Origin of the sequence: Mesorhizobium sp. SP-1A (assembly GCF_032460275.1) — a bacterium.
GTDB lineage: Bacteria > Pseudomonadota > Alphaproteobacteria > Rhizobiales > Rhizobiaceae > Mesorhizobium.
Map to the genome: position 1 here is coordinate 1,021,824 of NZ_JAVXZD010000001.1, position 26,940 is coordinate 1,048,763.

The window sequence follows — 26,940 nt, forward strand, 5'->3', positions numbered from 1 at the left end:
CTTGACGGCAACATCGGCGGGGGCGATAAGCGGCGCATGAGGACGTCTTTCGCCATTTGCGGCATCTCGATTATTGACTAGCGCACGCGCTGGTCCGGACGTTTTCACCTCATCTTCACCCAGAGTGGACAAACGCCCCGGCCAGCAGGCCAAGGGAGCATTATGTCGGTTTCTGGTTTCAAGGGTTTGCGCCTCACCAACACGCTGACCCGCGCGAAGGAGGATTTTGTCCCCATCGATCCGGACAATGTGCGCATGTATGTATGCGGGCCGACGGTCTACGACTTCGCCCATATCGGCAATGCGCGTCCCGTCATCGTCTTCGACGTGCTGTTCCGCCTGCTGCGCCATCTCTACGGCGCCGACCACGTCACCTATGTGCGCAACATCACCGACGTGGACGACAAGATCAACGCGCGCGCCCTGCGCGATTTCCCGGACCTGCCGCTCAACGAGGCGATCCGCCGCGTTACCGAAAAGACCGCCGGCCAGTTCCACAAGGACGTCGCCGCGCTCGGCTGCCTGAAGCCGACCTTCGAGCCGCGCGCGACCGAGTTCGTGCAGCCCCGCGCCGATGGCCGCGCCGACATGATCGGCCTGATTCAAACCCTCATCCAACGCGGCCATGCCTATGAAGCGGCAGGAGAAGTCCTGTTCGACACCGCCTCAATGCCGGATTACGGGGAACTCTCGAAGCGCCCGCTGGACGAGCAGCAGGCGGGTGCGCGCATCGCCGTCGACACGCACAAGAAAAACCCCGGCGATTTCGTTCTCTGGAAGCTGTCCTCGCCGGAAGAGCCCGGCTGGGATTCGCCTTGGGGCAGGGGCCGACCCGGCTGGCACATCGAATGCTCGGCCATGTCGGCGGCCTATCTCGGCGAGGTGTTCGACATCCATGGCGGCGGGCTGGACCTGATCTTCCCGCATCACGAGAACGAGATCGCGCAGTCGCGCTGCGCCCACGGCACCGAGGTGATGGCCAATTACTGGCTGCACAACGGCTTCCTCCAGGTGGAGGGGCAGAAGATGTCGAAGAGCCTCGGCAACTTCTTCACCATCCACGAATTGCTGGAGACGGAGAGTTTCGGCGGCCGCAAATGGCCGGGCGAGGTGCTGCGCCTCGCCATGCTGATGACGCACTACCGCGAGCCGATCGACTTTTCCGTGCGGAGATTGGAGGAAGCCGAGAATCTTATTCGTAATTGGCAACTTGCAGTAAACTCAGCGATCAGAACCGGTGAGATTCGATCCCTTCAAGACATTAAGATCGAAACACTGCCGATGGGGGTACTATCGTCGGTGCTGGATGACTTGAACACTTACTCAGCGATTCAGTCATTGTCGGGAAATCTACGCTGGCTTTTCAAAAATGACTCACAGGGAAACCCCGAAGTTCCGAGTCGTATGCCGCTTCTTGCCAGTTTAGTCCTGCTCGGCTTTGACACGCTGGTTCTTGATAGTCTGCGGCGGTTTGAGCAAATTGACGAGGAAGGAACTAATGCTGCGGTCGAGCGACGTCTCGCGCTGATCCGCGACAAGAACTGGGCCGAGGCGGACAAGATCCGCGACGAGCTTCTGGCGCAGGGCGTCCAGCTCAAGGACGGCAAGGACCCCGCCACCGGCGAGCGCATCACCACATGGGAGGTGAAGCGGTGACGGCAGGCGGTGTCAGCACCCTCGGGCCTACCAGCCATGGCCGGCAGGCCAGAGGGGGGTGGACGACAACGAACCACCATCCCGTACCTGCCGCGAACCGTCGCAAAGCGCGCAGGATGCGCAGCTCGATGACGGATGCCGAACTGAAGCTCTGGAACGAGCTTCGCGCTCATAGGCTGATGGGATTGGGCTTCCGCCGTCAGCTTCCCATTGCCGGCTATGTCGTCGATTTTGCTTGTCCTTCGCACAAGATCATAGTCGAAGCCGACGGTTCTCAGCACGCTGAATCTCCTCTCGACAGGATGCGCGATGAGAGATTGAAGGATTTGGGTTGGACCGTCCTTCGCTTCTGGAACGATGACATTCTTCGCGGCATCGACAATGTCTGCCAGCATATCGCCATGGCGGCGGGAGTGGCGCAGTTTCAAGGGGCACTTGTTCAAGGGGATCGACCATGATCGACCATACCGGAATTGCCGTAACGGATTTCGACAAGTCCAAGGCCTTCTACGACGCGGCGCTGGAGCCTCTCGGCGCCTCGCTGGTGATGATGGTGCCGGAGGAATATACCGACGGCGTCAAGGTCGGCGGCTATGGCTACGGCCGGCCGCAGTTCTGGCTGCATGAGGGCGACGAGCCGGGACCGGGCCGCCACTACGCCTTCACGGCGGATACGCGCGCCGAGGTCGACGCCTTCTATGCGGCGGCCATGGCCGCGGGCGGCCGGGACAACGGCAAGCCGGGCCTGCGCCCGCACTACCACCCGGACTATTACGCCGCCTTCGTCTTCGATCCGGACGGCAACAATATCGAAGCCGTCTGCCACACGCCGGAGTGAGGAAATGAATCGCGCATCAATGGCTTGCGCCGGTTCGGTGACCCGTCACGGAAGCGGACGCGGGAGAAGTCGGCCATGAGCCTCGACAACAAGCCGGTCTATAGCGGCGGCTGCCAGTGCGGAGCGGTGCGCTTTCGCGTCGAGGGCGCGCTCGGCGACGCCTCGGTCTGCCATTGCCGCATGTGCCAGAAGGCGTTCGGCGCCTTTTATGCGCCGCTGGTGTCGGTGCGCGCCGCCAGGTTCGAATGGACGCGCGGAGCGCCCAGGAAATTCCGCTCCTCCAGCCATGTGCTGCGCGGCTTCTGCGCCGAATGCGGCACGCCGCTGACCTATGAGGCGCCGGACGGCGTGGCGCTCGCCATCGGCGCGTTCGACCATCCCGAGGAACTTGCCCCGACCGTCCAATGGGGCATCGAGGCCAAGCTGCCTTACGTGGATTCGATCCCGACTCTGCCCGGCAAGGAAACGATGGCCGACGGCGAAGCCGCGTCCTTCCTTGCCGACCTCGTCTCCTTCCAGCATCCCGACTACGACACCGAAACCTGGCCGCCCAAGGAAGACCGGACATGAGCGCGGACCTGCGCACCTTCTATCCCGAGATCGAGCCGTTCGAGACCGGCATGCTGGACGTCGGCGACGGCCACAAGATCTATTGGGAGCGTGTCGGCACCAGGGGCGCCAAGCCGGCGGTGTTCCTGCATGGCGGCCCCGGCGGCGGCATTTCGCCGAAGCAGCGGCGGCTGTTCGACCCCACGCTCTACGACGTGATCCTGTTCGACCAGCGCGGCTGCGGGAAATCGACGCCCTATGCCTCGCTGGAGGCCAACACCACCTGGCATCTGGTGGCCGACATCGAGCGCCTGCGCGAGATGTGCGGCTTCGACCAGTGGCTGGTGTTCGGCGGTTCCTGGGGTTCGACGCTTGCGCTCGCCTATTCCCAGACGCATCCCGGGCGCGTCAGCGAACTGGTGGTGCGCGGCATCTACACGCTCACCCGCGCCGAATTGGAATGGTACTACCAGTTCGGCGTGTCGGAGATGTTCCCGGACAAGTGGGAACGTTTCATCGCTCCGATCCCGGAGGCCGAGCGCGGCGACCTGATGGCGGCCTACCGCAAGATCCTGACCGGCACCGACAAGCGCAGGCAGAGCGAGGCCGCGATCGCCTGGAGTTCGTGGGAGGGCCAGACCATCACCCTGCTGCCCGAGCCCGAGACCAGCGACGTCTTCGGCGAGGCCAATTACGCGCTCGCCTTCGCCCGCATCGAGAACCACTATTTCGTCCATGGCGGCTGGCTGGAGGAGGGGCAGCTTCTGCGCGACGCGGGCAGGCTGAAGGATATTCCCGGCACCATCGTGCATGGGCGCTACGACATGCCCTGTCCGCTCAGATACGCCTGGGCGCTGCACAAGGCCTGGCCGAAGGCGGAATTCCATCTCATCGAGGGCGCCGGCCATGCCTATTCGGAACCGGGCATACTGGACCGCCTGATCCGCGCGACCGACAAATATGCGGGGAAACGGGACTCATGATCACTGTCACCCCCCTCTGGCCTGCCGGCCATCTCCCCTTCAAGGGGGGAGATCGGCAGTTTTGGCCCCTCCGCCGTTCCTGCAACGCCGGTGATTGGCGAAAGCAGGACTCTCGTCTGATTTCCCCCCTTGAGGGGGAGATGGCCGGCAGGCCGGAGGGGGGTGCTTCGGCAGAACGCCAATGACCGCAAAAGAACGCCTCTACCTCTTCGACACGACCCTTCGCGGCCCGTGCGACCGCAGCCGCGAAGCGGCGAGGACGGACAAGACGGGAAAACTGCCGTCGCGCTGCAAGGCACACCAATGACCGCAAAAGAACGCCTCTACCTCTTCGACACGACGCTACGCGACGGCCAGCAGACGCCGGGCGTGGACTTTTCCGTCGAGGACAAGATCACCATCGCCGGCATGCTGGACGAGTTCGGCATGGACTATGTCGAGGGCGGCTACCCGGGCGCGAATCCGACCGACACCGAGTTCTTCACGAAGAAGCGCACGTCGCGGTCGACATTCGTCGCTTTCGGCATGACCAAGCGCGCCGGCGTCTCGGCCTCCAACGATCCGGGCCTTGCGGCGGTGCTTCAGGCGAAGACGGATGCCGTCTGCTTCGTCGCCAAGAGCTGGGACTACCATGTGCGCGTGGCGCTCGGCTGCTCCAACGAGGAGAATTTGGACGCCATCCGCGCCTCGGTCGAAGCGGCCGTCGCAGCCGGCAAGGAGGCGATGGTCGATTGCGAGCATTTCTTCGACGGCTTCAAGGCCAATCCCGCCTATGCGCTGGCCTGCGCCGGCACAGCCTACGCGGCCGGAGCGCGCTGGGTGGTGTTGTGCGACACCAATGGCGGCACCCAGCCGGCGGAAGTGCGGGCCATCGTGGAGAAGGTGATCGCGGCCGGCATTCCGGGCGAGAATCTCGGCATCCATGCCCATGACGACACGGGGCAGGCGGTGGCCAATTCGCTGGCCGCCGTGGAAGCGGGCGTGCGCCAGATCCAGGGCACGCTGAACGGCATCGGCGAGCGCTGCGGCAACGCCAATCTGGTGACGCTGGTGCCGACGCTCATGCTCAAGCCCGCCTATGCCGACCGCTTCGAAACCGGCATTTCGGCGCCGCAGTTGGCCGGCATCTCGCGTCTGTCGCGTGCCTTCGACGAGCTCCTGAACCGCGCGCCGGAACCGCAGGCTCCCTATGTCGGCGCATCGGCCTTCGCGACCAAGGCGGGCATCCACGCCTCGGCCATCATGAAGGAGCCGGAAACCTACGAGCATGTGCCGCCGGAGACGGTCGGCAACCGCCGTCGCGTCATGGTCTCGGACCAGGGCGGCAAGGCCAATTTCCTGGCCGAGCTGAAGCGGCGCGGCATCGACGTGCCCAGGGACGACGCGCGGCTGGACGCCCTGATCGCGGTGGTGAAGGAGCGTGAGGCGCAGGGCTATGCCTATGAGGGCGCGGACGCCTCCTTCGAGCTTCTGGCGCGCAAGATGCTGCACGGCCTGCCGGAATTCTTCCGGGTCACGTCCTTCCGCTGCATGGTGGAACGCCGCTTCGACGCCAACGGCAGCCTGAAGACCGTGTCGGAGGCGATCGTCAAGGTGCTGGTGGACGGCGAGGAGAAGATGTCGGTGGCGGAAGGCCACGGCCCGGTCAACGCGCTCGACATCGCGCTCCGCAAGGACCTCGGCAAGTACCAGGCCGAGATAGGCGATCTGGAACTGGCCGACTTCAAGGTGCGTATCCTGAACGGCGGCACCGAGGCGATCACGCGCGTGCTGATCGAATCGCACGATTCTTCCGGCGCGCGCTGGTCCACGGTCGGCGTGTCGGAAAACATCATCGACGCCTCGTTCCAGGCGCTGATGGATTCCATCGTCTACAAGCTGATGAAGAACCGCGACATGGCGGGCCTGGTCGCTGCCGAATAGGCGGGCAGGGACCTTTCCATCGGCACAATCGATTGAACCATCACCGAAACTCCATTGACCCATCATAATTTTGCGATGGCGTAAAAGTTTTGCCCGGCCCATATCACGCCGATGACCACCGAAACCTTCCCCGAAGACGACAAGGCCGCCCAGCGCGGCTTCCTGTTCGCGCTTTCCGCCTATCTGCTGTGGGGCGTCCTGCCCTTCTACATGAAGGCCGTGGCCCACATTCCGGCGATCGAGGTGGTCGCCCACCGCGTCGTCTGGTCGGTGCCCGTCGCCGGCGCGCTGCTGGTCTGGCTCGGCCGCACCGCCGACATAGGCCGCGCGTTGCGCAGCCCGCGCATGCTCATGATGGGGGCGCTGACGGCTGCGCTGATTTCCGCAAACTGGTGCGTCTATGTCTGGGCGATCTCCGCCGACAGGACGCTGGAAACCGCGCTTGGCTACTACATCAATCCGCTGTTCAGCATCCTGCTCGCCGCCGTCGTCCTCGGCGAAAAGCTGTCGCGCGCGCAGATGGCGGCGATCGCGCTGGCGGTTGCGGCCGTCGCGATCCTGACCTGGGAGACCGGCGGCCTGCCATGGATTTCCATCGCGCTTTCGGGCACCTGGGCGTTCTACGCGCTGTTCAAGAAGACCTTGCCCATAGGCCCGGCGCAGGGCTTCTTCCTTGAAGTGCTGCTCCTCGCCCTGCCGGCGCTTGGCTATATCGTCTGGGCCGAAGCGTCCGGAAACGGCCATTTCGGCGATCAGGGCATGGCCGACGTCTGGCTGCTGATGGGGGCGGGGCTGGTCACCGCCGTGCCGCTGATCCTCTACGCCAACGGGGCCAAGCTGCTCAGGCTCTCGACCATCGGCATCATGCAGTACATCGCCCCGACCATCATCTTCATGCTGGCCGTGTTCATCTTCCGCGAGCCGTTCTCCAGCGAGCAGGCCACGGCCTTCGCGCTGATCTGGGCCGCGCTGGCGATCTATTCCTGGTCGATGTTCGCGGGCCGCGCCCGGTCCTGATCCGGAACCGGCAGGGCCGCCGCTCCTGCCTACATCTTGTCGATGACCGAGGAGACGCCCTCGGTCGGCGCGCCGTCGGCCGCACCTGCCGCCAGCACGGTGGCGACGATGGCCTCGGCGTCGTCCACCACCAGCGGCTTGACGTTATGGGCGGTGTGGATGAAGCCCTCGTCTGTCATATGCTCGATCAGCGACAGCATCGGCTCCCAGAAACCCTTGATATTGGCGAACACGATCGGCTTGCGGTGATGGCCGAGCTGCGCCCAAGTCATGATCTCCACGATCTCCTCGACCGTGCCGATGCCGCCGGGCAGGGCGACGAAGGCGTCGGATTCCTCGAACATGCGGTGCTTGCGCTCGTGCATGTTCTCGGTGATCACCAGGTCGTTGAGCTTTCCGAGCGCGGCCTCGGTGGCTTCCTTGTTCATCAGGAAGCGGGGGATGATGCCCGTCACCTTGCCGCCGGCCTTCAGCGTGCCGTCCGCCACGGCGCCCATGATGCCCTTGGTGCCGCCGCCATAGACCAGGCGCAGGCCCGACCGGGCAAGCGAGCGGCCGAGCGTGTGACCCGCTTCGATATAGGCGCGGTCGCGGCCGGGCGAGGACCCACAATAGACGCAGACGGATCGAATCGTGTTCATTTCTTGATTGGTGGTGCCCGCCCCAGCTCCGTCAAGTGTTTTGGGGCTTTTTCTTGTCGGTGCCGATAAAACAGGCTAGACCGCTGCTGAGGGCCAAGGGGCAGGAAAACATGGCGGTAACTCCACTCAAGGCATTGCTGTTCGCGGCCGGCGGGTCTGCCGCCCTGGTAGGGGTCGCTTATGTTTCGGGCGGGCTCGACCCGCTTTTCAGGCAGGCGCCTCCCGTCGAAGTCGCAGCACTTCCGCAGAAGCCGGCGGCCGCACAGGAACCTTCGGACAAGACCGCCTCCGGCACCGTGGCGCGCGTTCCGGCGACCTCGACCCCGGATGCCGGAGCCATGAAGCCGGCGGGCTCGGCCTCCTCCGCGCAGCCGTCGTCCGGCCAGGCGGCGCCCGAAGCGGCCCCGAAGGAGGCTGCAAAGGGCGTGGTCGCGCCGGTCTTCGATGTCGTGCGGGTCGAAGGTAACGGCTCGATGGTGGTGGCTGGCAGCGCCGCGCCCAATTCCGACGTCGAAGTCATTCACGGGGCGACCGTGCTCGGCTCCGCCAAGGCGGGCCCGGACGGCGCCTTCGCCATCATCCTGGAAGACCCGCTGAAGCCCGGCGACTACCAGCTCGTGCTGCGCGCGACCTCGCCCGACAAGACGGTCGCCACCTCCGAGCAGACCGCGGTGGTCTCCATCCCGGAAAAGTCGGGCGGGCAGGTGCTGGCCATGGTGGAGGAGCCCGGCAAGGCGTCCGAAGTGCTGACCATGCCGAAGCCTGAAAAGAAGGCCGAAGGCGCGGCCGCCACGGGCCAGTCTGCTCCCGCCACCGCCCCGGCGCCGGCGGACGGCGCCGCCGCCTCTCCGGCGCCCGGCTCCGCCGAAGCGGCCGCCTCGCAGCCGGCCGCCGGTGCGCAGGCATCGGCACAGCCGGCGCCCGCCGCCAACGTTTCCGGGCCGACCGTCGTCGTGGAGGCCGTGGAGATCGATGGCGCCAAGATCTTCGTGGCCGGCCTCGCCGACCCCGGCCGCAAGGTGCGCGCCTATGCCAACGACATCCTGCTCGGCGATGCCGTGACCTCGCCGGACGGCCATTTCCTCGTCGAGGTCGCGCGCGACCTGCCGGTGGGCGAATATACGATCCGGGTCGACGCACTCGATGCCGACGGAGCCAAGGTGATCGCGCGCGCCGCCGTGCCGTTCCAGCGCGAGCCGGGCGAATCGATCGCCGCCGTCGCGCCGTCCCCGCAGCAGAAGCCGTCTGCCGCGCAGGGGGCGTCCGGCTCCGCGGCGGCTCCCGCGGCCTCGCAGGAAGAGGCTGCGCCGCAGGCGCAGGCTTCGGCCGGTTCGGCCGTGCCGGAGACGGTCTCGCCCAAGCTGCAACAGGTCGATGGCGCGGTCATCATCAAGCGCGGCGACACGCTCTGGCACATTTCGCGGCAGGTCTATGGCCGCGGCGTGCGCTATTCGACCATCTATCTCGCCAACCAGGACCAGATTCGCGATCCCGATCGCATCTGGCCCGGCCAGGTGTTCAAGGTTCCGGAAAAGTCGCGCGAAGGCGAGGCCGCCGACATGAGGGCCATGGGCGACCGGATCAAGACGCAGCAATAAGGCGCGGCCGCAAAGCTTCGCGCAAACAAGACGATGCGCACAAAGGCGGACTCGGAATGTGAGGACGCCTCGGAACGTCCGTTCTTTCCATCCTGTCCCTTGCGGAATGTGGTTTCATCGTATATCGCCGATATACGATGAATGAAATCGCCGGCACCGTAGAGCCTTGCCCGTCCGCCCACACCCGCGCGATGGCGGCGAAGCTTGCCGCGCTGTCGCATCCCGCGCGCCTCGAAATCCTGCGTCACCTGGCGCAGAGTTCGTCCTGCTGCTGCGGCGAGGTGGTGCGGCGCATCGATCTGGCGCAGTCCACCGTCTCCCAGCATCTTAAGGTGCTGGTGGAGGCGGGGCTGGTCCGCTTCGCTGCGGAAGGCCAGCGCTCGCGCTACACCGTGGACCGCGCGGCGCTGGCGGCATTGTCGCGAGACCTGGCCGAACTGGTCGAATCCTGCCGTCCCGGCTGCTGATCCTTCTTTTTGCAAGGCAAGAAAAGTGCCCGAAAAAACCGTTTCCGCCGATTCCGGCTCGACCCTGAAGACTTTGCGCAACCTGTGGCCCTTCATGTATCCGGCCGACCGGCCGGACCTGAGATGGCGGGTGACATGGGCGACGCTGCTTCTGGTCGTGGCCAAGCTGGTGCTGGTCGCCGGCCCATATTTCTTCAAATGGGCCACCGACGCGCTGGCCGGAGAGGGCAAATACCATCCGCCGCTGCCGGCCTTCCTGCTCGGACCGTTGGCGCTGGTCATCGCCTACAACGTGCTCAGGGTGGTGCAGCTCGGCTTCAACCAGCTGCGTGATTCGCTGTTCGCGCGGGTCGGCCAGCACGCCGTGCGCCAGCTTGCCTTCCGCACCTTCGTCCACATGCACCAATTGTCGCTGCGCTTCCATCTGGAACGGCGCACCGGCGGCCTGTCGCGCATCATCGAGCGCGGCACCAAGGGCATCGAGACGATCGTGCGCTTCATCATGCTGAACACGGCGCCGACGGTGCTGGAATTCGCGCTGACGGCCGGCATCTTCGCCTTCACCTATGGCTGGAAATATGTGGCGGTGGTGGCCGTCACCGTCGCCGTCTATGTCTGGTTCACGGTCAAGGCGAGCGACTGGCGCATCAACATCCGCCGCGACATGAACGACAGCGACACCGACGCCAACACCAAGGCCATCGATTCGCTGCTCAATTTCGAGACCGTGAAATATTTCGGCAACGAGGCGATGGAGGCCGAACGCTTCGACCGCTCCATGGCGCGCTACGAGCTGGCGGCCACCCGCATCTGGACCTCGCTGGGCTGGCTGAACTTCGGCCAGGGCGTGATCTACGGCCTCGGCACCACCGTGGTCATGTGCATGTCGGCGCTCGAAGTCACGCGCGGCACCCAGACCGTGGGCGACTTCGTCTTCATCAACGCCATGCTGATGCAGCTTTCGGTGCCGCTGAACTTCATCGGCTTCATCTACCGCGAGATCCGGCAGGGCCTGACCGACATCGAGCAGATGTTCGAGCTTCTGGACGTGCAGCAGGAAGTGGTGGACAGGCCCGGCGCCAAGCCGCTCGTTCCCGGGCCCGGCCGCGTCGAGTTCCGCGACGTGCATTTCGCCTACGAGCCGAACCGGCCGATCCTGAGGGGCGTGAGCTTCGAGGTGCCCGCCGGCAAGACGGTGGCCATCGTCGGGCCTTCGGGGGCGGGCAAGTCCACCATCTCGCGCCTTCTGTTCCGCTTCTACGACGTGCAGGAGGGGGCGGTGCTGATCGACGGGCAGGACGTGCGCGACGTCACGCAGGAGAGCCTGCGCGCCGCCATCGGCATGGTGCCGCAGGACACGGTGCTGTTCAACGACACCATTGCCTACAACATCCGCTACGGACGACAGGGCGCCGGCGAGGAAGAGATTCGCCGGGCGGCGGAGCTGGCCCAGATCGGCCCCTTCATCGAGCGCCTGCCGGAAGGATATCGCTCCATGGTCGGCGAGCGCGGCCTCAAGCTGTCGGGCGGCGAGAAGCAGCGCGTGGCGATTGCCCGCACCATCCTCAAGGCCCCGCCGATCCTCATCCTGGACGAGGCGACCTCGGCTCTGGATACCCACACCGAGCAGGAGATCCAGGCCGCGCTCGACCTCGTCAGCAAGGGCCGCACCACCATCGTCATCGCGCACCGGCTGTCCACGGTGGTTTCGGCCGACGAGATCATCGTTCTGAAGGACGGCCTCATCGCCGAGCGCGGCACCCATGCCGAACTTTTGAAGCAGCACGGGCTCTACGCCTCCATGTGGGATCGCCAGCGCGAGGCGACCGAGGCGGAGGAGCGCCTGCGCATCGCCCGCGAGACCGATGAAATGGGCATCCTTGTGCGCCGCCGCACTGCGGAAGTCTCCTGAGGCCGGCAGGAGCGGGCGGCGCGCCGGTGCCGCCCCATGCCTTGCCGGCCCCGCGGTTCTTCCGGTCGGCGCGTGTCCGTGAAACTACGCCGCCAGCGCGGCGCGGGTCCGGCCGATCATCAGCGCGGCCTTGGCCGCTTCCCGTCCCTTCTCGACGAAATGGGCGCGGTAGATCGCCGAATGATGCTCGGTCTCCTGATAGTGGTGCGGCGTGAGCGAAACGGAAAGCACCGGCACGCCGGTGTCCATGCCGGCGCGCATCAGCCCGTCCACCACGGCCTGCGCCACGAATTCGTGCCGGTAGATGCCGCCGTCGACCACGAAGGCCGCCGCCGCCACGGCCGCGAAGCGACCGGAAGCGGCCAGGTCGCGCGCCAGAAGCGGCATCTCGAAAGCGCCGGGAACGTCGAACACATCGACCTGCGCGGCCGGAATGAGCTCGCAGAACCCTTCCAGCGCCCGGTCCACGATGTCGGAATGCCAATTGGCCTTGATGAAAGCATAGCGGGTGTGTGTCATCTTTGATCGCCTTTCTCGTAACAGACACGTCACCCAAGGCGATCACGGACAGCACGAAAGGCCGTAAGGCCCCTCGGACTTGCCGTTCTCTTTCATCCGGACTGTAACCGTCGGCCCAGGCATCTCACCTGGTCTGCTGACCCTTCCCGGAGGAAGGCGCTCGCGGGCTCGCGGCTTCGGCCGCATACCGCCGGTGGGGAATTGCGCCCCGCCCTGAGAACGCCGGGAACATAGACGCAAGCCCGCTGCTTGCGCAAGGCTGGGAACGCCCAGATTGCCGCGTTGCGGCTTCTGGCCGTTTCCGCTAGACAGGCCGGACCCGAAACGGAGCCCGACCAGCGCCCGATGAATCTCGTCGACACGGTCAAGAACGCCTTCGTGCCGATCCATCGCGAAGGTTATCCCTTCATAGCCGGTTTTGCGGCGGCGACGCTGCTGCTCGGCTATTTCTCGTCCGTCCTGTTCTGGATCGGCCTGATCCTGACCGGCTGGTGCGCCTATTTCTTCCGCGACCCCGAACGGGTCACGCCCGTTGACGATCGGCTGGTGATCAGCCCGGCCGACGGCGTCGTGTCGTCCGTCGGGCCTGCCGTGCCGCCGCGCGAGCTTGGCCTCGGCAATGCCGAGATGACGCGCGTCTCCGTCTTCATGAATGTCTTTTCCTGCCATGTGAACCGCGCTCCCGTGCGCGGCCGCATCAGCCGCATCGAACATCGGCCCGGCAAGTTCCTCAACGCAGAGCTGGACAAGGCCAGCGCCGAGAACGAGCGCAACGGGCTCGTCATCGAAAGCCCGAACGGCACGGTGGCGGCGGTGCAGATCGCCGGGCTGGTGGCGCGCCGCATCCTGTGCTGGGCCGAGGCCGGCAACGCGCTGTCCGTGGGCGAACGATTCGGCCTGATCCGCTTCGGCTCGCGCGTCGATGTCTATTTGCCTGCGGCGGCGGTGCCGCGCGTGGCCGTCGGCCAGACCGCGGTGGCGGGTGAAACCGTGATCGCCGAGTTCGGCGGCACGCGCAGCGCGCCGCTTGTAAGTATCTCCTGAGGGACATGACCTTGGCAGGCGCGCCCTTCAAGCGGTTCGAGGCGCATGGCCATGGCGGGCCGCGCATAGGCGAGATTCCGCTGCGCATGGTCTTTCCCAACCTCGTCACGGTGCTGGCCATCTGCGCCGGCCTGTCGGGCATCCGCTTCGGTTTCGAGGGACGTTTCGAATCGGCTGTGGTGATGGTGCTTATCGCCGCCTTCCTCGACGGCATAGACGGGCGGCTGGCGCGCCTGCTCAAGGCGACCTCGAAATTCGGCGCGCAGATGGATTCGCTGGCCGACATCGTCAATTTCGGCGTCGCCCCAGCGCTGGTGCTCTATGCCTACCTGCTCGACCGGGTCGGTTCGCTGGGCTGGATCGCGACGCTTCTGTTCGCCATCGCCTGCGGCATGCGGCTCGCCCGCTTCAACGTGCTGGACGAGGCGCACGACCAGCCGGACTGGCAGTCCGACTATTTCGTCGGCGTGCCGGCGCCGGCCGGGGCGCTGCTGGTCATGCTGCCGCTCTACATCGCCTTCCTCGGCGTGCACCCGACGCGCACCATGGCCATGATCGGCACGGCCTATACGGTGCTGGTGGCGTTCCTGCTGGTCAGCCGCCTGCCGGTCTATTCCGGCAAGAGCCTGAAGATCCCGGGCGACCGTGTTCTGTTGGTCATCCTGGCCGTCGTTCTCTATTTCCTGCTGCTGGCAAGCTATCCCTGGTACACGCTGACGGCCTCTGCCTTCGCCTATCTGGCGTTCCTGCCCCTCAGCATGCGGGCCTATTCGCGCCGCGCCAAGCTTGAGGGCGAAAAGGAACTGCCGCCGGACATGGATTAGGACGCCGCGCCGTTGCCGCGAGGCGCGGGCCGTGCCAACGCCACGCGATCGAACAGGATGTCGCGTTTGCGCGCCGCCGGATCGGGCGAGGCTGCCGTCATTTCGTCCATGCTCATCGGCTCGAGCACGTTGATCGAAAGCTTGGGGAACAGGCTGCGCCGGTCGCCCGCCGCCGGTTTGAAGGCTCCGGGAAGAAGGCGCGAGCCGTCCACGAATATCGGCACGATCCGCGCTTCCGCCTGCATGGCGATATGGGCGATGGCGCGATAGAGGCGCAGCGCCTTCACGTCCGGCGCCTCGTCGTCGGGAATATACACCGCGAGCCGGCCCTTGCCCCTCAGCACACGCACGAGACGGCGGCTGACGAAGATGTGCTCGGCGTTGAAGGCGATCGTGCGGGCCAGTTCACGCCACGGCTCCAGCCAGGAGGACGCGGCCGACGCCTCGTCCAGAATGTGCAGCGTATCGGCAGGCAGCAGCGACAGCATCAGCGCCGGCTCGATGCGCGACTGGTGCACGACGGCGTAGATCACCGGGGCGTCGGCCTTGCGCGCGACCCGCATCGCCCGGTCGTCGATGCGGAAGACAAGCTTGAACGGCGCATAGAGCAGCGCCTGCGCCTTGCCGAGACCGAGCCGGTAATGGACCGCAATGGCAACCAGCGCCCAAACGATGGCTATGGCCGCGAGCAGCGATAGCGTCAGGGTCATACCGCATCACTCCCAACTGTCTTCGCTTCGCGGCGGAGGACCGCTTGGGCAGAAACTAACCAATGCGTCACCGAGGTCAATGCGCCTGAACCATCGCAGCGGAGCCGAATGTCGCGCCGTCGCGCGCCGGCTTGCGCTCGGGCAAAGAAAAAGCCGGAGTGGGACCGGCTGGGAGGGGGACGGGCCAGTGGTCTGGGGGGACTTGGGGACGGCCCGTCGCAAGCATGAATGCGCCGCAGCCGGTTCGGTTCCGCCGGATTTCGAATTTTTCCGCGTCACGGCAGGGCGACGGCGCGGCGCGCGGCGAGCCAGTCGCGTCCCGCATGGGCCACGACCGCGAGCAGCACCAGGCCGCCGCCGATCAGGCTGGCCGGCGGCGGGAACTCGGTCAGGAACAGCCAGCCGAACAGGATGGCGAACGGCACTTCGGCCGAGCCCAGCAGTCCGGCTTCCGCCGCCGGAATGAGCCGGGCGCCCTCCGTCCACAGCACCGAGGCGAGCGCGAAGGAGACGCCGAAGGCCGCCAGCAGCCAGGCGTCCCGCCAGGAGATGGCCGATGGGTCCGTCACCAGCCAGCCGAATACGAACAGCAGCAAGCCGGAAACTGCGCCGGCCCAGACGACGGGCGTGTCGCGAAACTTGCGGACCAGCACCATGTAGAGCGCGCTGCCGCAGGTCATGACCAGGGCGAGGGCGTCGCCGAACGGCCTGCCGGTGCCGAGCCCCGCGAACACCATCATGCCCACGCCGGCCAGCGACAGGACGGCGGCCAGCATGGTCTGGGCGCGCACGCGCTCGCGCAGCAGCAGCCAGCCGAGCAGCGCCGCGACGAAGGGTGCGGTGGCATAGATGATCGCGACATTGGCCACATAGGTGTTCTTGAACGCGGAGATGAAGGCGATGCTGGCGCACGCCCCGATCGTGGCCAGCAGCCAGCCCCGCCAGCCGAGGCGCGGCAGCCCCGCGATGCCGCTGTTGCGCCGGCGCCAGAACACGTAGACGGAAATCAGCGCGCCGCCGACCAGCCCGCGCCAGCAATTGATGGTCAGCGGGTCGGCGTGGATGGACTTGGTCAGCACCCCGGCGAGGCCGAAAACGGCGGCCGAGGCAGCCACCAGCATGATGCCCAGCATGCGTTCGTTTGCGCCGGTTTCGCTATGCGACACTGCCTGCACCTCCGGACACGAACCTACGCCAGCGCTCCTGCCAGCCTCGTGGCAGGACGCATCGGCGGGAAGGGGAATTCAGCTTGCCCATCGCCGCCGCCTTTCGCTGGCCAGGATCAGCAGGCCGGCGCTCAGGATGATGGCGGCGCCGGTAAACACCCCGTCGCGCGGCACGTCGCCCCAGATGGCGAATCCCAGCGCGAACGACCAGATCAGCGCCGTGTATTCGAAGGGCGCGATGATCGAGATCGGCGCCCGCTTCATGCCTTCGAACAGGAGGAACTGGGCCAGGCCGCCGAGCGCGCCGACCGTGACCAGCAGGAAGAACTCGCCGGGCGTCGGCGTCTGCCACAGGAAGGCCAGCGGCAGGCCGGCGATGACCAGGAAGAAGGCGTTGTTGAGGACGAGCTGGACGAGTGTCCGCTCCTGGAGCGCGATCTTGCGCATCAGCACGATCGAAAGGGCCCAGATGCAGGCCGCCGCCAGCACCAGCAGGACGGGGAGGGAGAGGCCGAGCCGGGCCGGGTCGCAGGCCACGAAGACGCCGACGAACCCCCACAGCACCGCCGCCCAGCGCAACGGCGGCACCTTTTCGCCCAGCAGCAGGATCGAAAGCACCGTCACGATGATGGGCGCGGCGAAATAGATGGTGGTGAGTTCGGCCAGCTGCAGCGATTTCGCGGCCGTGTAGAAGCAAAGCCAGGCCGCAAGGATGAGGAAGCTGCGCAGCAGCATCGGCGTCACGATGGGCGAACGGACCGAATCGGCGAACAGTTTCCGCCCCCCGATGAGGGCGCAGCCCACGAGTATGGCCGCGCTGCGGAAGAACAGGATCTGCCACACGCTGATGCCGACCACCAGGAGCTTGATGGTGGCGTCCTGGACCGAGAACAGCAGATAGGCCGAGCTGGTCAGCAATATTCCGGCGAAAACCTTTTCGCGCGTATCGAGCACCGCGGCTTCGGCCATGGTCGGGGATTCCGTCTGGCAAGAAATGCCGGCGAACCGCCCTCCGGCCGCCTTCCGCCGGATGCTACACCACAGGGCCGCGCCACGGCGCTGCGCCAGCCATTGCCGAGCGTTGGCGCAGCATCGCGGTAACCGGCCGAAGCTGCTATGATTTCCTATCGTAAGGGGAGGAAGCCATGGATGCCGCCGCTATCAAGGCAATGCAGGCGCCGCTCAAGGACGCCTATCGCGACGACCCTTCGCGGGCGCTGATCACGCTGCGGGCAAGGGGCGCGGTCGAGGACGGGGCCATAGCCTGCAAGGTGGAAACCGGCAGGGCGCTGGCGGTGGCGGGCCTGCATCCGGCGACGGGCGGCTCCGGGCTGGAACTGTGCTCCGGCGACATGCTCCTCGAGGCGCTCGTCGCCTGCGCCGGCGTCACCCTGAAGGCGGTGGCGACCGCACTGGAATTCCGGCTGGGCGCGGCGACGGTCGAGGCGGAAGGCGACCTCGATTTTCGCGGAACGCTCGGCGTGGCCAAGGATGCGCCGGTCGGCTTCCGCGCCATACGTCTGAAATTCGCGCTGGACAGCGACGAGCCGCAGGAGCGGGTGGACCTTCTGCTCAAACTGACGGAACGCTACTGCGTGGTGTTCCAGACCCTCAATTCCAGGCCCGAACTTTCGATCTTCGCCGCGCCGGCATGAAGAACCCGACGAGCGTGAAGGAGGAAAGCCCGCTTCGTCCGGGCTTTCCTCGGCTGGTCCCGGCTATTCCTGCGGGGCCTGCGGCGTCTGCTGCTGTTGATTGCCGTTTTCATTGTCGCCCATGTCGTCGGCATAGGGCGAGGCGCTGGGAATGCACTGCACCGTCCAGCCGTTGGGCGCGGGCTGCTTCTGGTATTCAGCGATCGCCGAGGCGCACTGCTCGCGCGTGTCGAATGTGCTCGGCAGCACGACCATGCCGCCCTGGGGGCCGGCAACGACGAGATACCATACCAGCGCGATGGTCGATGACATGGGAATTCCTCACTTTGGCTTTGGATTCGGGGGAGTATGCCCGGCGAGTCTAGCAAGTCTCCACCGCAGGTGAAAGCTGGCCCGTCGAAAAGAGGGAGCTGCCCGCGTACGCCGGGAGGACCGCGCCGTGCCTCAGGCCGGCCGCTGGTACTCGACCCAGCGTTGGCGTCCGGCCTGGAAGATCATGCCCGTCCTGCTCAGCGCCGGATCCGCCAGCGGCAGGATGCGCGCCGCGATCTCGGAAGGATGCGGCAAGGTCTCGGGATCCTCTCCGGGCATGGCCTGCGCGCGCATCGCCGTGCGCGTCGCGCCGGGATCGACGACGTTGACGCAGAGCGGCATGTTGCGCGTCTCGTCGGCCCAGGAGCGCGCCAGCGCTTCGACGGCGGCCTTCGAGGCCGCGTAGGGCGCCCAGAAAGCCCGCCCCGAATGGGCGGCGCCAGAGGACATGACGATGGCGCGGCCGGCGTCGGATTTGCGCAGCAGCGGGTCGACCGAGCGGATCAGCCGCCAGGTCGACGTGACGTTGACGGTCATGACCTTCTCGAAGGTCTTGGCCTCGACATGGCCGATGGGGGCGATGACCCCGAGCACGCCCGCATTGGCGGCCAGTATGTCCAGCCTGCCCCAGCGCTCGTGGATCGCGCCGCCCAGCCGGTCCACGCCTTCCATGTCGGTCAGGTCGAGCGGCACCAGCGTGGCCGCGCCCTTGCCGGTGCTCGCCGCCTCCGCCTTGATCGCGTCGTCCAGCTCCTCCAGCCCGCCCACGGTGCGGGCCACGGCCACCACATGGGCGCCGGCGGCGGCCATCTGCCTGGCGAGGAAATAGCCGATGCCGCGCGAAGCGCCGGTGACCAGCGCGATGCGGCCGCTGAGATCGGGCACCGCAGGCTCGACGGTATCTTCTTCGGGGCGGGCCTGGTCGGGAGAATTGGTCATGCAGCTATCCAATATGAGCCTATTAGGATGCGGCACCAGATAGGACGAATCCGCCTCTGGCGAAACCCTTGAATGCGGAACGGGTGTCGCACCCGTGGCGGACAGGAGAATTTTCGGCGGTCGTGTCGGGCAGGACGGGCGTCGCGCGTCCTAGGCCGGTAACGCATGTTTCGAAGGAGGGACTTATGGGCAGGACAATCGCCATTCTCGTCGCCAGGCTGATCTTCGCAGGCGTCTTCGCCTTGGCGGCGAGCTTCAAATTCGCCGGGATGGAGGCCACGGCCGCCTATATCGCCGCGGCGGGATTTCCGTTTCCGCTTTTCCTGGCCTGGGTGGCGGCGATCTTCGAGGTCGCGCTCGTGCTGGCCTTCCTGACCGGAGCCTTCTTCTCGGAAGCCGCGCTGCTGGCGGCCGTCTATGTGATCTTCCTCGCCTTTGTTTTTCACGGACCGTCGCATTGGCAGGGCAACCAGGCGGAGTTCGGCTTCTTCGTCGATCACTTCACCTTTTTGGCCGGCCTGCTGTTTGCGGCCGTGCACGGGCCGGGCGAGCGGCTGGCGCTTCGCAAGGGCTTCATCTGGACGCAAACGGCGGCTTCCGCGCGCTGAAGCGGCGGTGGCCTACTGCCCGTTGCTGGCCAGCAGCGACAGGGTGCGCACGTTGTCGGCGCCGTCGAAATCGGCGAGCCGCGTCGGATATTGCCCGGTGAAGCAGGCGTCGCAGAATTGCGGCTGCTCACCGTTGCGCGAAGCCTCGCCGACGGCCCGGTAGAGCCCGTCGATGGAAAGGAAACCGAGCGAATCGACGCGGATGAACTCCGCCATTTCCTCGATCGACATGCGCGAGGCGAGAAGCTTCGATTTCTCCGGCGTGTCGACGCCGTAGAAGCAGGAGGCGCGGGTGGGCGGCGAGGCGATGCGCATGTGCACTTCCCTCGCGCCGGCTTCGCGCACCATCTGCACGATCTTCTGGCTGGTGGTGCCGCGCACGATGGAATCGTCCACAAGCACGACGCGCTTGCCCTCGATCATGCGGCGGTTTGCGTTGTGCTTGAGCTTCACGCCCATGTGCCGGATGGAATCGCCCGGCGAGATGAAGGTGCGGCCGACATAATGGTTGCGGATGATGCCGAGTTCGAACGGCAGGCCGGCTTCCTGGCTGAAACCGATCGCCGCCGGCGTGCCGCTGTCCGGCACCGGCACCACGATATCGGCATCGACGGGGCTCTCGCGCGCCAGTTCTATGCCGATGCGCTTGCGCACCTCATAGACGTTGCGGCCCTCGATCTGCGAATCCGGCCTGGCGAAATAGACATATTCGAAGATGCAGAAGCGCGTCTTCTGCGGCTCGAACGGGAACAGGCTCTCGATGCCCTTGGCCGTCACCACCACCATCTCGCCCGGTTTGACGTCGCGCACGAAGCGCGCGCCGATGATGTCGAGGGCGCAGGTTTCCGACGCCAGGATCCAGGCGCCGTCGAGGTCGCCCAGCACCAGCGGGCGGATGCCCAGCGGGTCGCGGCAGCCGATCATCTTCTTGGACGATAGCGCCACCAGCGAAAACGCGCCCTCGATCTGCCGCACCGCGTCGATGAAGCGTGCGTTGAGGTCGCGCTCCTTGCTCGTGGCGACCAGGTGCAGGATGGTCTCGGTGTCGGAGGTGGATGAAAAGATCGCGCCCTGCTTCTGCAGCGTGCGCTGCACCGTCATGGCGTTGGTCAGATTGCCGTTATGCGCAACGGCGAAGCCGCCGTCGGCCAGTTCGGCGAAGAAGGGCTGGACGTTGCGCAGGCCCGCGCCGCCCGTGGTGGCGTAGCGCGTATGGCCGATGGCGCGCGCACCGGGCAGGCGGTCGAGCACGGATTGCTTGGTGAAGGTGTCGCCGATCAGGCCGACATGGCGCTCGACGTGGAACTGCGCGCCGTCGTAGGAAACGATGCCGGCCGCCTCTTGTCCGCGATGCTGCAAGGCGTGCAGGCCGAGCGTCACGATGGCCGCCGCGTCCTGGCGTCCGAAGATGCCGAACACCCCGCATTCGTCATGGAAGTGGTCGTCTGCCTCGGCGGAAAGCACGTCGGCTGCGTCTGCCATAGCCTGAAGCCTCTCTAAAGCCGCGATATAGAGTGTCGGCCGGTCGAAAGCAACGTATCAACCGGCCCAAATCGGCCTTTGCCGGCTGCAGGCCGTGCGCGCCCGCCGCCTCAGTTGTTGTTGGCGGGCGGCGTGGTCTCCGCGGGCGGGTTGGCGGGCGGAGCCTCGTCGTCCGGCGCGCTCTGGTCGCCGGCGTCGGGCGCGGGCGTCGTCGCCTCGCCGCCGGTGCCGGCCTCGGGCGTCGTGCCCTGCTTGTTCAGCCGCTTCAGGATGGTGTTCTCGGGGTCTTCCGGCAGCATGTTCTCGATGGAGGTGCCGATCGATTCCAGCAGCGGGCGGGACTTGGCCTGCGCGACCCAGGCCGGCGCGTTGGACCCTGCCAGCCAGTTGAAGAACATCAGCCCGACGGCCACGACCAGGATGCCGCGCGCCGCGCCATAGAGGAAGCCCAGCGTCCGGTCCAGCGCGCCGACGCGGCTGTCGATGATGAAATCGGCGATCTTCATGGTGATGACCGACACCACGATCAGCGCGATGATGAAGACGATGGCGGCCGCTGCCGCCATGGCGATCTTGTCATTGTCGATATAGGGCTGAACGTAGGGGATCAGCGGCTTGTAGAAGAAGAAGGCCGCTGCCGCCGCCGCCGCCCAGGAGACGACGGACAGCACCTCGCGCGAGAAGCCGCGCACCATGGCCAGCATTGCCGAGACGAGGGTGAAGCCGACGAGGATTCCGTCAAGCAACGTGATGGGCATGTCCCCACTCCATGAAGAGCCGCTTCATTCCATTTCGTCGGCCAGCGCGCGCGCGCTGCCGCGACGGGTGCCGGCGATTCGCGCCACCAGCTCGGCAAGCTCGGTCGGCCGGAACGCGCCGGCCCCTATGCCTGCGCCGATCTCTTCGCTGCCGAGCGGCAGAACCGCGCTTCCGAAACCCAGCTTTTCAGCCTCCTTGAGACGCTGCTGCGCATGCGCAACCTGCCTTACGGCACCAGAAAGGCTGATTTCGCCGAAATAGACGCAATCGGCTGGAAGGGCAAGACCGGTCAGCGAGGAAACCAGCGCCGCCGCCACCGCCAGGTCGGCCGCCGGCTCGGAGATGCGGTAGCCGCCGGCGACGTTGAGATAGACGTCGTGCTGGCCGAAGCGGACGCCGCAATGCGCCTCCAGCACGGCGAGCACCATGGAAAGGCGCGCGCCGTCCCAGCCCACCACGGCGCGGCGTGGCGTGCCGAGCGAGGAGGGAGCCACAAGTGCCTGGATTTCCACCAGAACCGGCCGCGTGCCTTCCATGCCGGCGAAGACCGCTGCCCCCGGCGACTTGGCGTGGCGCTCGCCGAGGAAAAGCTCGGACGGATTCGCCACCTCGCGCAGGCCGCCGTCGGACATCTCGAACACGCCGATCTCGTCGGTCGGCCCGAATCTGTTCTTGACCGTGCGCAGGATGCGGTAGTGGTGGCCGCCTTCGCCCTCGAAATAGAGCACGGCGTCGACCATGTGCTCGACCACGCGCGGGCCGGCGATCTGGCCTTCCTTGGTGACGTGGCCGACCAGCACGATCGCCGCGCCCGTCGACTTCGCGTAGCGGATCAGCGCCTGCGCCGCCGCGCGCACCTGCGTGACCGTGCCCGGCGCCGAATCGGCAAGGTCGGTCCACAGCGTCTGGATGGAATCGAGGATGACCAGGTCCGGCCGTTTTCCGTCGGCGATGGTCGCCAGAATGTCCTCGACATTGGTTTCGGCGGCCAGTTCCACCGGCGTGGCCGCGACGCCGAGGCGCTGCGCCCGCAGCCTGATCTGCGCGACGGCTTCCTCGCCCGAGACATAGACGATGCGATGGCCTTTCGAGGCGAGCGCCGCCGCGGCCTGCGTCAGCAGGGTGGACTTGCCGATCCCCGGATCGCCGCCCACCAGCAGCGCCGAGCCGCGCACGAAGCCGCCGCCGGTGGCGCGGTCCAGCTCGCCGATGCCGGAGACGATGCGCGGCGCGTCCTCGATGTCGCCCGACAGGCTGGTGAGCGCCACCGCGCGGCCCTTGCGCGCGCTGCGCAGCGAAGCGGGCCCGGAGCCGATGCCGCTGTTGGTGCCTTCCTCGACGAGCGTGTTCCACTCGCCGCAGGAATCGCACTTGCCGGCCCAGCGCTGGTGCACCGTGCCGCAATTCTGGCAGATGAACTGGGTGCGCGATTTAGCCATGGGCGTCGGCAGTCGGCAGCCGGCAGTCGGCAGTCGGCGGCAGGTGACAGCAGGACCGCACGACAGTGTCGACTATTTGAAGCGCATCCATTCTCAACCCCGATTGCCGACTGCCGACTGGCGATTGCCGTTCACTCGAACCGTTCCGGCATGTGGCTGTCCTCAGCCAGGTCGAAGAAGCGGGTGAACTCGCCCTGGAAGCCGAGCGGCACCGTGCCGGTGGGGCCGTGGCGCTGCTTGGCCACGATCACCTCGGCCTTGCCGCGCGCTTCGTTCATTTCGGCTTCCCACTTGATGTGTTCTTCCGTGCCGTATTTCGGCTCCTTGTTCTTGAGGTAGTATTCCTCTCGGTAGACGAACAGCACCACGTCGGCGTCCTGCTCGATGGAGCCCGATTCGCGTAGGTCCGAAAGCTGCGGGCGCTTGTCGTCGCGGCTTTCCACCTGGCGCGAGAGCTGCGACAGCGCGATGATCGGCACGCCGAGTTCCTTGGCCAGCGCCTTGAGGCCAGTGGTGATCTCGGTGATTTCCTGGACGCGGTTCTGGCTGGAAGCCTTCGAGGAGCCGGTCATGAGCTGGATATAGTCGATGACGATGACGTCGAGCCCGCGCTGGCGCTTCAGCCGCCGGGCGCGCGCCGCGAGTTGCGCGATGGAGATGCCGCCGGTCTGGTCGATGAACAGCGGCAGCTTCTGCATGGTCTGCGAGCAGGCCACCAGCTTCTCGAAATCCATCTCGGAGATCTCGCCGCGCCGGATCTTGGAGGAGGGGATCTCCGTCTGCTCGGAGATGATGCGGGTGGCGAGCTGTTCCGACGACATTTCCAGCGAGAAGAAACCCACCACGCCGCCATTGGCCGCCTTGAAGCTGCCGTCGGCCTGCTGCGCCGGCACGTAGGCCTCGGCGATGTTGAAGGCGATGTTGGTGGCGAGCGAGGTCTTGCCCATGCCGGGGCGGCCGGCCAGCACGATCAGGTCGGAAGGCTGCAGGCCGCCCATGCGCTTGTCGAGGTCGCGCAGGCCGGTGGCGGTGCCGGAAAGATGGCCGTCGCGCATATAGGCGGCGTTGGCCATGTCCACGGCGGTCTTCACCGCATCGGTGAAGCTCTCGAAACCGCCGTCATAGCGCCCGGTTTCGGCCAGTTCGAACAGCCGCCTCTCAGCGTCCTCGATCTGGTCGGCCGGCGACATGTCCACCGGCGCGTCATAGGCGATGTTGACCATGTCCTCGCCGACCGTGATCAGCGCGCGCCGCGTGGCGAGGTCGTAGATGGCGCGGCCGTAGTCGGCGGCATTGATGACGGTGACCGCCTCCGTCGCCAGCCGGGCCAGATATTGCATCACCGTCATGTCCCCGACCTTCTCGTCGGCGGGCAGGAAGGTCTTGAGCGTCACCGGATTGGCCATCTTGCCCATGCGGATCAGGTCGGCCGAGATTTCGAAGATCCTGCGGTGCAGCGGCTCGTAGAAATGGCTGGCCTTGAGGAAATCGGAGACGCGGTAAAAGGCGTCGTTGTTGACCAGCATGGCGCCCAGAAGCGCCTGCTCGGCCTCGATGTTGTTCGGCGCCTCGCGATAGAGCGGCGTTTCGGCCGTGCTGAACTTGCGTGCTGCCTCTGCCATCTTGTTCCCGTTCCCTGAACCCGCAGCGTCGTTAGCAGAACCAAGGCGAGTCGGTGCTGACATGGATGCATCACTGCCGATACTACCGGAGGAACTCACCGTGATTCACAGAAAGCACCGATCGTCCACAGGACTAAATTCCAGTCCGCCGATTCCCGTTGACTCGGGGCATTGACCCCGAAGGGTCGCGCCTCTTAGCGCATGGTTCGGAACATATCAAGAACATATACGAGGCGCAGGAGGTTGACCGCTCTGCGCTCCCTCTTCAAGTTGCCCGCGGGCGGGTTTCAACCGGGAGCCTTCACATGAGCAGATTCGCCATCCCTGCCGCTTTCGCTGCGATGCTTGCCGTCGCCGCGCCCGTCCGGTCCGCCGATCTCTCGGCGGCGGAGCGCATGTCCGTCGCGGGACCGGAGCAGCAATCTCTGGAGAAGCAGGCGGGTAGCTGGGACGTGGTGGCGACCATCTGGCCGGCTCCCGGCGCGCAGCCGATCGTAAGCCGCGGAATCATCGCCGAGCGCAAGATGATCGGCCCCATCCTGCAGGAAACCATGCAGCCGGCGCAGGGCTCGAAAACGCCGCCCTTCACGCGGCTGGACTATCTCAATTTCGACCGGGTCGAGGGCCGCTGGAAATATGTGTCGATGGACACCCGCTTTCCGGTGAGCATCATGCCGGCAAGCAGTTTCGGACCCGCGCGCGACGGCAGGATCGACGTGCAGTTCGTGCCGCAGGGCTTCGTCGGCTTCGGGTCGGAGGTCGAAGGCCGCTTCATGATATCCGACATGGCGATTTCAAGTCCGGACGCCGACCATGCACTCAAGGAGCAGCATGTCATGATGGCCAACGGAACGGGCAAAAGCTGGCTGTTCGTGCGCTACGAATACAGCCGCCGTCACTGATCGGCCGGGCTATGGCAGGCTGTCGCCCCAGTCGGCGCGCCGCGCGCGCCTGAAGGCATCGCCGTCGCGCTTGGTGATCAGCCGTTCGGCCGCCGTGCCGTCCGCTTGGCACAGCTTCAGCGCCACCTTGCCGGAGCCGGATTTCGGGGGCGCCAGCACGCGTGCGGCAAATCCGGAAGCGGGCTGGCGCGACACGGCCAGATAGATGAACTTCTCGTCCTCCCAGGGCACCTCCGCATCCTTGGTCAGCCGATGGATGCGCGAGCGCGCCACGCGCCGCGCGAAATGGCACCAGTCGGGCGCGGCAAGCGGGCAGGGGGCCTGATGCGGACAGGGCGCGACGATATGGCCGCCGGCTTCGATCAATTGCGCACGGACTGCCAGGATACGCCGCCAGCCGGCCGGCGTACCGGGCTCGATGACGACCAGCATGCCGCCGGCCAGCCCCCACAGGCGTTCGACCAGCTTCGGCAGCGAGGCCGGCGCCAGTTCGTCCAGCACATAGGCGACGGTGACCAGATCGGCCGGCGGCGCCCTGTCGAGGTCAAGGGTCGCATCGCCGGAAATCCATTCCACCTGCGCGGCAAGGGCTTCGGCCAATGTCTTCCCGATCTTGCGCGCCGGGTCGCTCGCTTCCAGCAGTGTAGCCTTTTCGAGGCCGGGCCACTGGTCGGCGGCGGCCCAGAGCGCGGTGCCCGGCCCGGCGCCGACATCGAGCAGCGACCTCGGCGAAAATTCCGGCAGCGCGTCGGCGGCATGATCGAGGCTTGCCCGCACCGCGGCATAGGTCGCGGGCAGCCGCGCCGCCAGATAGGCCTTCGCCGCCATGTCGCCGGCCATATGCAGCCGGCCGTCGCGCGTTTCGGCCCGGTAGCGCTCGGAAAGGGTCCGCGCCGCTTCCTTGAGCGCTGCCGGCGGCACCCCTTCCAGCAGGCGGTCGACGCCTTGGCGCAGCGCGGCAGGCAGTTCCACTAGGCGCCCCTCGGCGCGAACAGGATCATCGACGCGCCTCCGAGGCAGACGAGCGCGCCGATCAGGTCCCAGCGGTCCGGGCGCACGCCTTCGGCCAGCCACAGCCAGCCGAGCGAGGCCATGATGTAGATGCCGCCATAGGCGGCGTAGGCCCGGCCGGCGGCGTCCAACGGCGCCAGCGTCAGGAGCCAGGCGAAGAGGACGAGCGAAACAAGGCCCGGCGCCAGCCAAAGCGGCGATTTGCCCAGCCGAAGCCACGCCCAGAACGAGAAACAGCCACCGATTTCGGCAAGCGCGGCTGCGGCATAGATCAGGTAGGTCATGCAAAAGGTCCCGCCGGATGACGGGACCTTATTCGCCGCAAGCGCGGCCGATGGCAAGCGGCAACACGGCCTGCGAGTGA

At 66.4% G+C, this 26,940-nt stretch carries 28 protein-coding genes and 1 riboswitch; of the genes, 15 read left to right on the plus strand and 13 right to left on the minus strand.

From position 1 onward, the window contains the following. Positions 1 to 162 precede the first annotated feature (162 nt). From cysS to rarD, 7 genes are all read left to right on the plus strand, one after another. A complete protein-coding gene (gene cysS / locus QU595_RS04880; RefSeq protein WP_315919557.1) occupies positions 163 to 1,656 on the plus strand; it encodes a cysteine--tRNA ligase in 1,494 nt (497 codons plus the stop codon). Continuing rightward, positions 1,638 to 2,114, plus strand: a complete 477-nt coding sequence (locus QU595_RS04885) for an endonuclease domain-containing protein (RefSeq protein ID WP_410000476.1) — start codon at positions 1,638 to 1,640, stop codon at positions 2,112 to 2,114. Before cysS ends, QU595_RS04885 begins: the two co-directional genes overlap by 19 nt. Continuing rightward, positions 2,111 to 2,494 carry a VOC family protein gene (locus QU595_RS04890; protein WP_315919558.1) on the plus strand — a complete coding sequence of 128 codons (384 nt, stop codon included), beginning with the start codon at positions 2,111 to 2,113 and terminating at the stop codon, positions 2,492 to 2,494. The genes QU595_RS04885 and QU595_RS04890 overlap by 4 nt, the downstream gene beginning before the upstream one ends. 75 nt (positions 2,495 to 2,569) lie before the next feature. Then, positions 2,570 to 3,064: a GFA family protein gene (locus QU595_RS04895; protein WP_315919559.1), complete on the plus strand. Its 495-nt coding sequence runs from the start codon at positions 2,570 to 2,572 to the stop codon at positions 3,062 to 3,064. After that, the gene (gene pip, locus QU595_RS04900; protein ID WP_315919560.1) at positions 3,061 to 4,026 is read left to right on the plus strand and encodes a prolyl aminopeptidase; all 966 of its coding nucleotides are present in this window, start codon (positions 3,061 to 3,063) and stop codon (positions 4,024 to 4,026) included. Before QU595_RS04895 ends, pip begins: the two co-directional genes overlap by 4 nt. Before the next feature lie 303 nt (positions 4,027 to 4,329). After that, positions 4,330 to 5,949, plus strand: coding sequence for a citramalate synthase (cimA, locus tag QU595_RS04905; RefSeq protein ID WP_315919561.1), 1,620 nt, complete (start codon positions 4,330 to 4,332; stop codon positions 5,947 to 5,949). A 111-nt stretch (positions 5,950 to 6,060) separates the two neighbouring features. Further along, positions 6,061 to 6,966 (plus strand): EamA family transporter RarD, encoded by a 906-nt coding sequence (gene rarD / locus QU595_RS04910; RefSeq protein WP_315919562.1) that lies wholly within the window; start codon positions 6,061 to 6,063, stop codon positions 6,964 to 6,966. A gap of 29 nt (positions 6,967 to 6,995) precedes the next feature. Here rarD and QU595_RS04915 read toward each other — a convergent pair whose 3' ends face one another. After that, a complete protein-coding gene (locus QU595_RS04915; protein ID WP_315919563.1) occupies positions 6,996 to 7,607 on the minus strand; it encodes a TIGR00730 family Rossman fold protein in 612 nt (203 codons plus the stop codon). 110 nt (positions 7,608 to 7,717) lie between these two features. Between QU595_RS04915 and QU595_RS04920 the strand changes: the two genes are divergently transcribed. The 3 genes from QU595_RS04920 to QU595_RS04930 all read left to right on the plus strand — a co-directional run bounded on the left by QU595_RS04920 (position 7,718) and on the right by QU595_RS04930 (position 11,584). Next, positions 7,718 to 9,205, plus strand: a complete 1,488-nt coding sequence (locus QU595_RS04920) for an Ig-like domain-containing protein (RefSeq protein ID WP_315919564.1) — start codon at positions 7,718 to 7,720, stop codon at positions 9,203 to 9,205. Positions 9,206 to 9,342: 137 nt separating this feature from the next. Next, complete coding sequence (locus tag QU595_RS04925; RefSeq protein WP_315919565.1) at positions 9,343 to 9,672, plus strand: metalloregulator ArsR/SmtB family transcription factor; 330 nt, start codon at positions 9,343 to 9,345, stop codon at positions 9,670 to 9,672. Positions 9,673 to 9,697: 25 nt separating this feature from the next. Then, the gene (locus QU595_RS04930) at positions 9,698 to 11,584 is read left to right on the plus strand and encodes an ABC transporter ATP-binding protein/permease (protein WP_315919566.1); all 1,887 of its coding nucleotides are present in this window, start codon (positions 9,698 to 9,700) and stop codon (positions 11,582 to 11,584) included. Between the two features lie 84 nt (positions 11,585 to 11,668). On the opposite strand, the gene QU595_RS04935 is transcribed toward QU595_RS04930, so the two are convergent. Further along, entirely contained in the window at positions 11,669 to 12,103 is a 435-nt protein-coding gene (locus tag QU595_RS04935; protein ID WP_315919567.1) for a 6,7-dimethyl-8-ribityllumazine synthase, read from the minus strand. Positions 12,104 to 12,183: 80 nt separating this feature from the next. Next, positions 12,184 to 12,328: riboswitch (FMN riboswitch) on the minus strand. 66 nt (positions 12,329 to 12,394) lie between these two features. Between QU595_RS04935 and QU595_RS04940 the strand changes: the two genes are divergently transcribed. Both QU595_RS04940 and pssA read left to right on the plus strand, forming a co-directional pair. Beyond that, entirely contained in the window at positions 12,395 to 13,147 is a 753-nt protein-coding gene (locus tag QU595_RS04940) for a phosphatidylserine decarboxylase (RefSeq protein ID WP_315920712.1), read from the plus strand. An 86-nt stretch (positions 13,148 to 13,233) separates the two neighbouring features. Then, positions 13,234 to 13,971, plus strand: a complete 738-nt coding sequence (gene pssA / locus QU595_RS04945; RefSeq protein WP_315920714.1) for a CDP-diacylglycerol--serine O-phosphatidyltransferase — start codon at positions 13,234 to 13,236, stop codon at positions 13,969 to 13,971. Here the strand turns inward: pssA and QU595_RS04950 are convergent. The 3 genes from QU595_RS04950 to QU595_RS04960 form a co-directional block, all read right to left on the minus strand. Next, positions 13,968 to 14,681, minus strand: coding sequence for a 2-acyl-glycerophospho-ethanolamine acyltransferase (locus tag QU595_RS04950; protein ID WP_315919568.1), 714 nt, complete (start codon positions 14,679 to 14,681; stop codon positions 13,968 to 13,970). The genes pssA and QU595_RS04950 overlap by 4 nt on opposite strands. A 275-nt stretch (positions 14,682 to 14,956) precedes the next feature. After that, positions 14,957 to 15,814: a DMT family transporter gene (locus QU595_RS04955; protein ID WP_315920716.1), complete on the minus strand. Its 858-nt coding sequence runs from the start codon at positions 15,812 to 15,814 to the stop codon at positions 14,957 to 14,959. 111 nt (positions 15,815 to 15,925) lie between these two features. Further along, the gene (locus tag QU595_RS04960; RefSeq protein WP_315919569.1) at positions 15,926 to 16,816 is read right to left on the minus strand and encodes a DMT family transporter; all 891 of its coding nucleotides are present in this window, start codon (positions 16,814 to 16,816) and stop codon (positions 15,926 to 15,928) included. Positions 16,817 to 16,992: 176 nt separating this feature from the next. Here QU595_RS04960 and QU595_RS04965 point away from each other — a divergent pair, with 176 nt between their 5' ends. Continuing rightward, the gene (locus QU595_RS04965) at positions 16,993 to 17,502 is read left to right on the plus strand and encodes an OsmC family protein (RefSeq protein ID WP_315919570.1); all 510 of its coding nucleotides are present in this window, start codon (positions 16,993 to 16,995) and stop codon (positions 17,500 to 17,502) included. A gap of 63 nt (positions 17,503 to 17,565) precedes the next feature. On the opposite strand, the gene QU595_RS04970 is transcribed toward QU595_RS04965, so the two are convergent. Next, complete coding sequence (locus QU595_RS04970) at positions 17,566 to 17,814, minus strand: hypothetical protein (protein WP_315919571.1); 249 nt, start codon at positions 17,812 to 17,814, stop codon at positions 17,566 to 17,568. A gap of 132 nt (positions 17,815 to 17,946) precedes the next feature. Continuing rightward, entirely contained in the window at positions 17,947 to 18,753 is an 807-nt protein-coding gene (locus QU595_RS04975; RefSeq protein WP_315919572.1) for an SDR family NAD(P)-dependent oxidoreductase, read from the minus strand. Between the two features lie 185 nt (positions 18,754 to 18,938). Between QU595_RS04975 and QU595_RS04980 the strand changes: the two genes are divergently transcribed. Then, positions 18,939 to 19,361: a DoxX family protein gene (locus QU595_RS04980; protein ID WP_315919573.1), complete on the plus strand. Its 423-nt coding sequence runs from the start codon at positions 18,939 to 18,941 to the stop codon at positions 19,359 to 19,361. A gap of 12 nt (positions 19,362 to 19,373) precedes the next feature. On the opposite strand, the gene purF is transcribed toward QU595_RS04980, so the two are convergent. The 4 genes from purF to QU595_RS05000 form a co-directional block, all read right to left on the minus strand. After that, positions 19,374 to 20,843 (minus strand): amidophosphoribosyltransferase, encoded by a 1,470-nt coding sequence (gene purF, locus QU595_RS04985; RefSeq protein ID WP_315919574.1) that lies wholly within the window; start codon positions 20,841 to 20,843, stop codon positions 19,374 to 19,376. A gap of 110 nt (positions 20,844 to 20,953) precedes the next feature. Next, positions 20,954 to 21,601: a CvpA family protein gene (locus QU595_RS04990; protein ID WP_315919575.1), complete on the minus strand. Its 648-nt coding sequence runs from the start codon at positions 21,599 to 21,601 to the stop codon at positions 20,954 to 20,956. Positions 21,602 to 21,625: 24 nt separating this feature from the next. Next, complete coding sequence (radA, locus tag QU595_RS04995; protein WP_315919576.1) at positions 21,626 to 23,041, minus strand: DNA repair protein RadA; 1,416 nt, start codon at positions 23,039 to 23,041, stop codon at positions 21,626 to 21,628. 131 nt (positions 23,042 to 23,172) lie between these two features. Then, entirely contained in the window at positions 23,173 to 24,663 is a 1,491-nt protein-coding gene (locus QU595_RS05000; RefSeq protein ID WP_315919577.1) for a replicative DNA helicase, read from the minus strand. A gap of 305 nt (positions 24,664 to 24,968) precedes the next feature. Here QU595_RS05000 and QU595_RS05005 point away from each other — a divergent pair, with 305 nt between their 5' ends. After that, positions 24,969 to 25,565 (plus strand): hypothetical protein, encoded by a 597-nt coding sequence (locus QU595_RS05005; protein WP_315919578.1) that lies wholly within the window; start codon positions 24,969 to 24,971, stop codon positions 25,563 to 25,565. A gap of 9 nt (positions 25,566 to 25,574) precedes the next feature. Here QU595_RS05005 and QU595_RS05010 read toward each other — a convergent pair whose 3' ends face one another. Beyond that, positions 25,575 to 26,537 (minus strand): small ribosomal subunit Rsm22 family protein, encoded by a 963-nt coding sequence (locus tag QU595_RS05010; protein WP_315919579.1) that lies wholly within the window; start codon positions 26,535 to 26,537, stop codon positions 25,575 to 25,577. Beyond that, complete coding sequence (locus tag QU595_RS05015; protein ID WP_315919580.1) at positions 26,537 to 26,860, minus strand: YnfA family protein; 324 nt, start codon at positions 26,858 to 26,860, stop codon at positions 26,537 to 26,539. The genes QU595_RS05010 and QU595_RS05015 overlap by 1 nt, the downstream gene beginning before the upstream one ends. Positions 26,861 to 26,940: the final 80 nt, after the last annotated feature.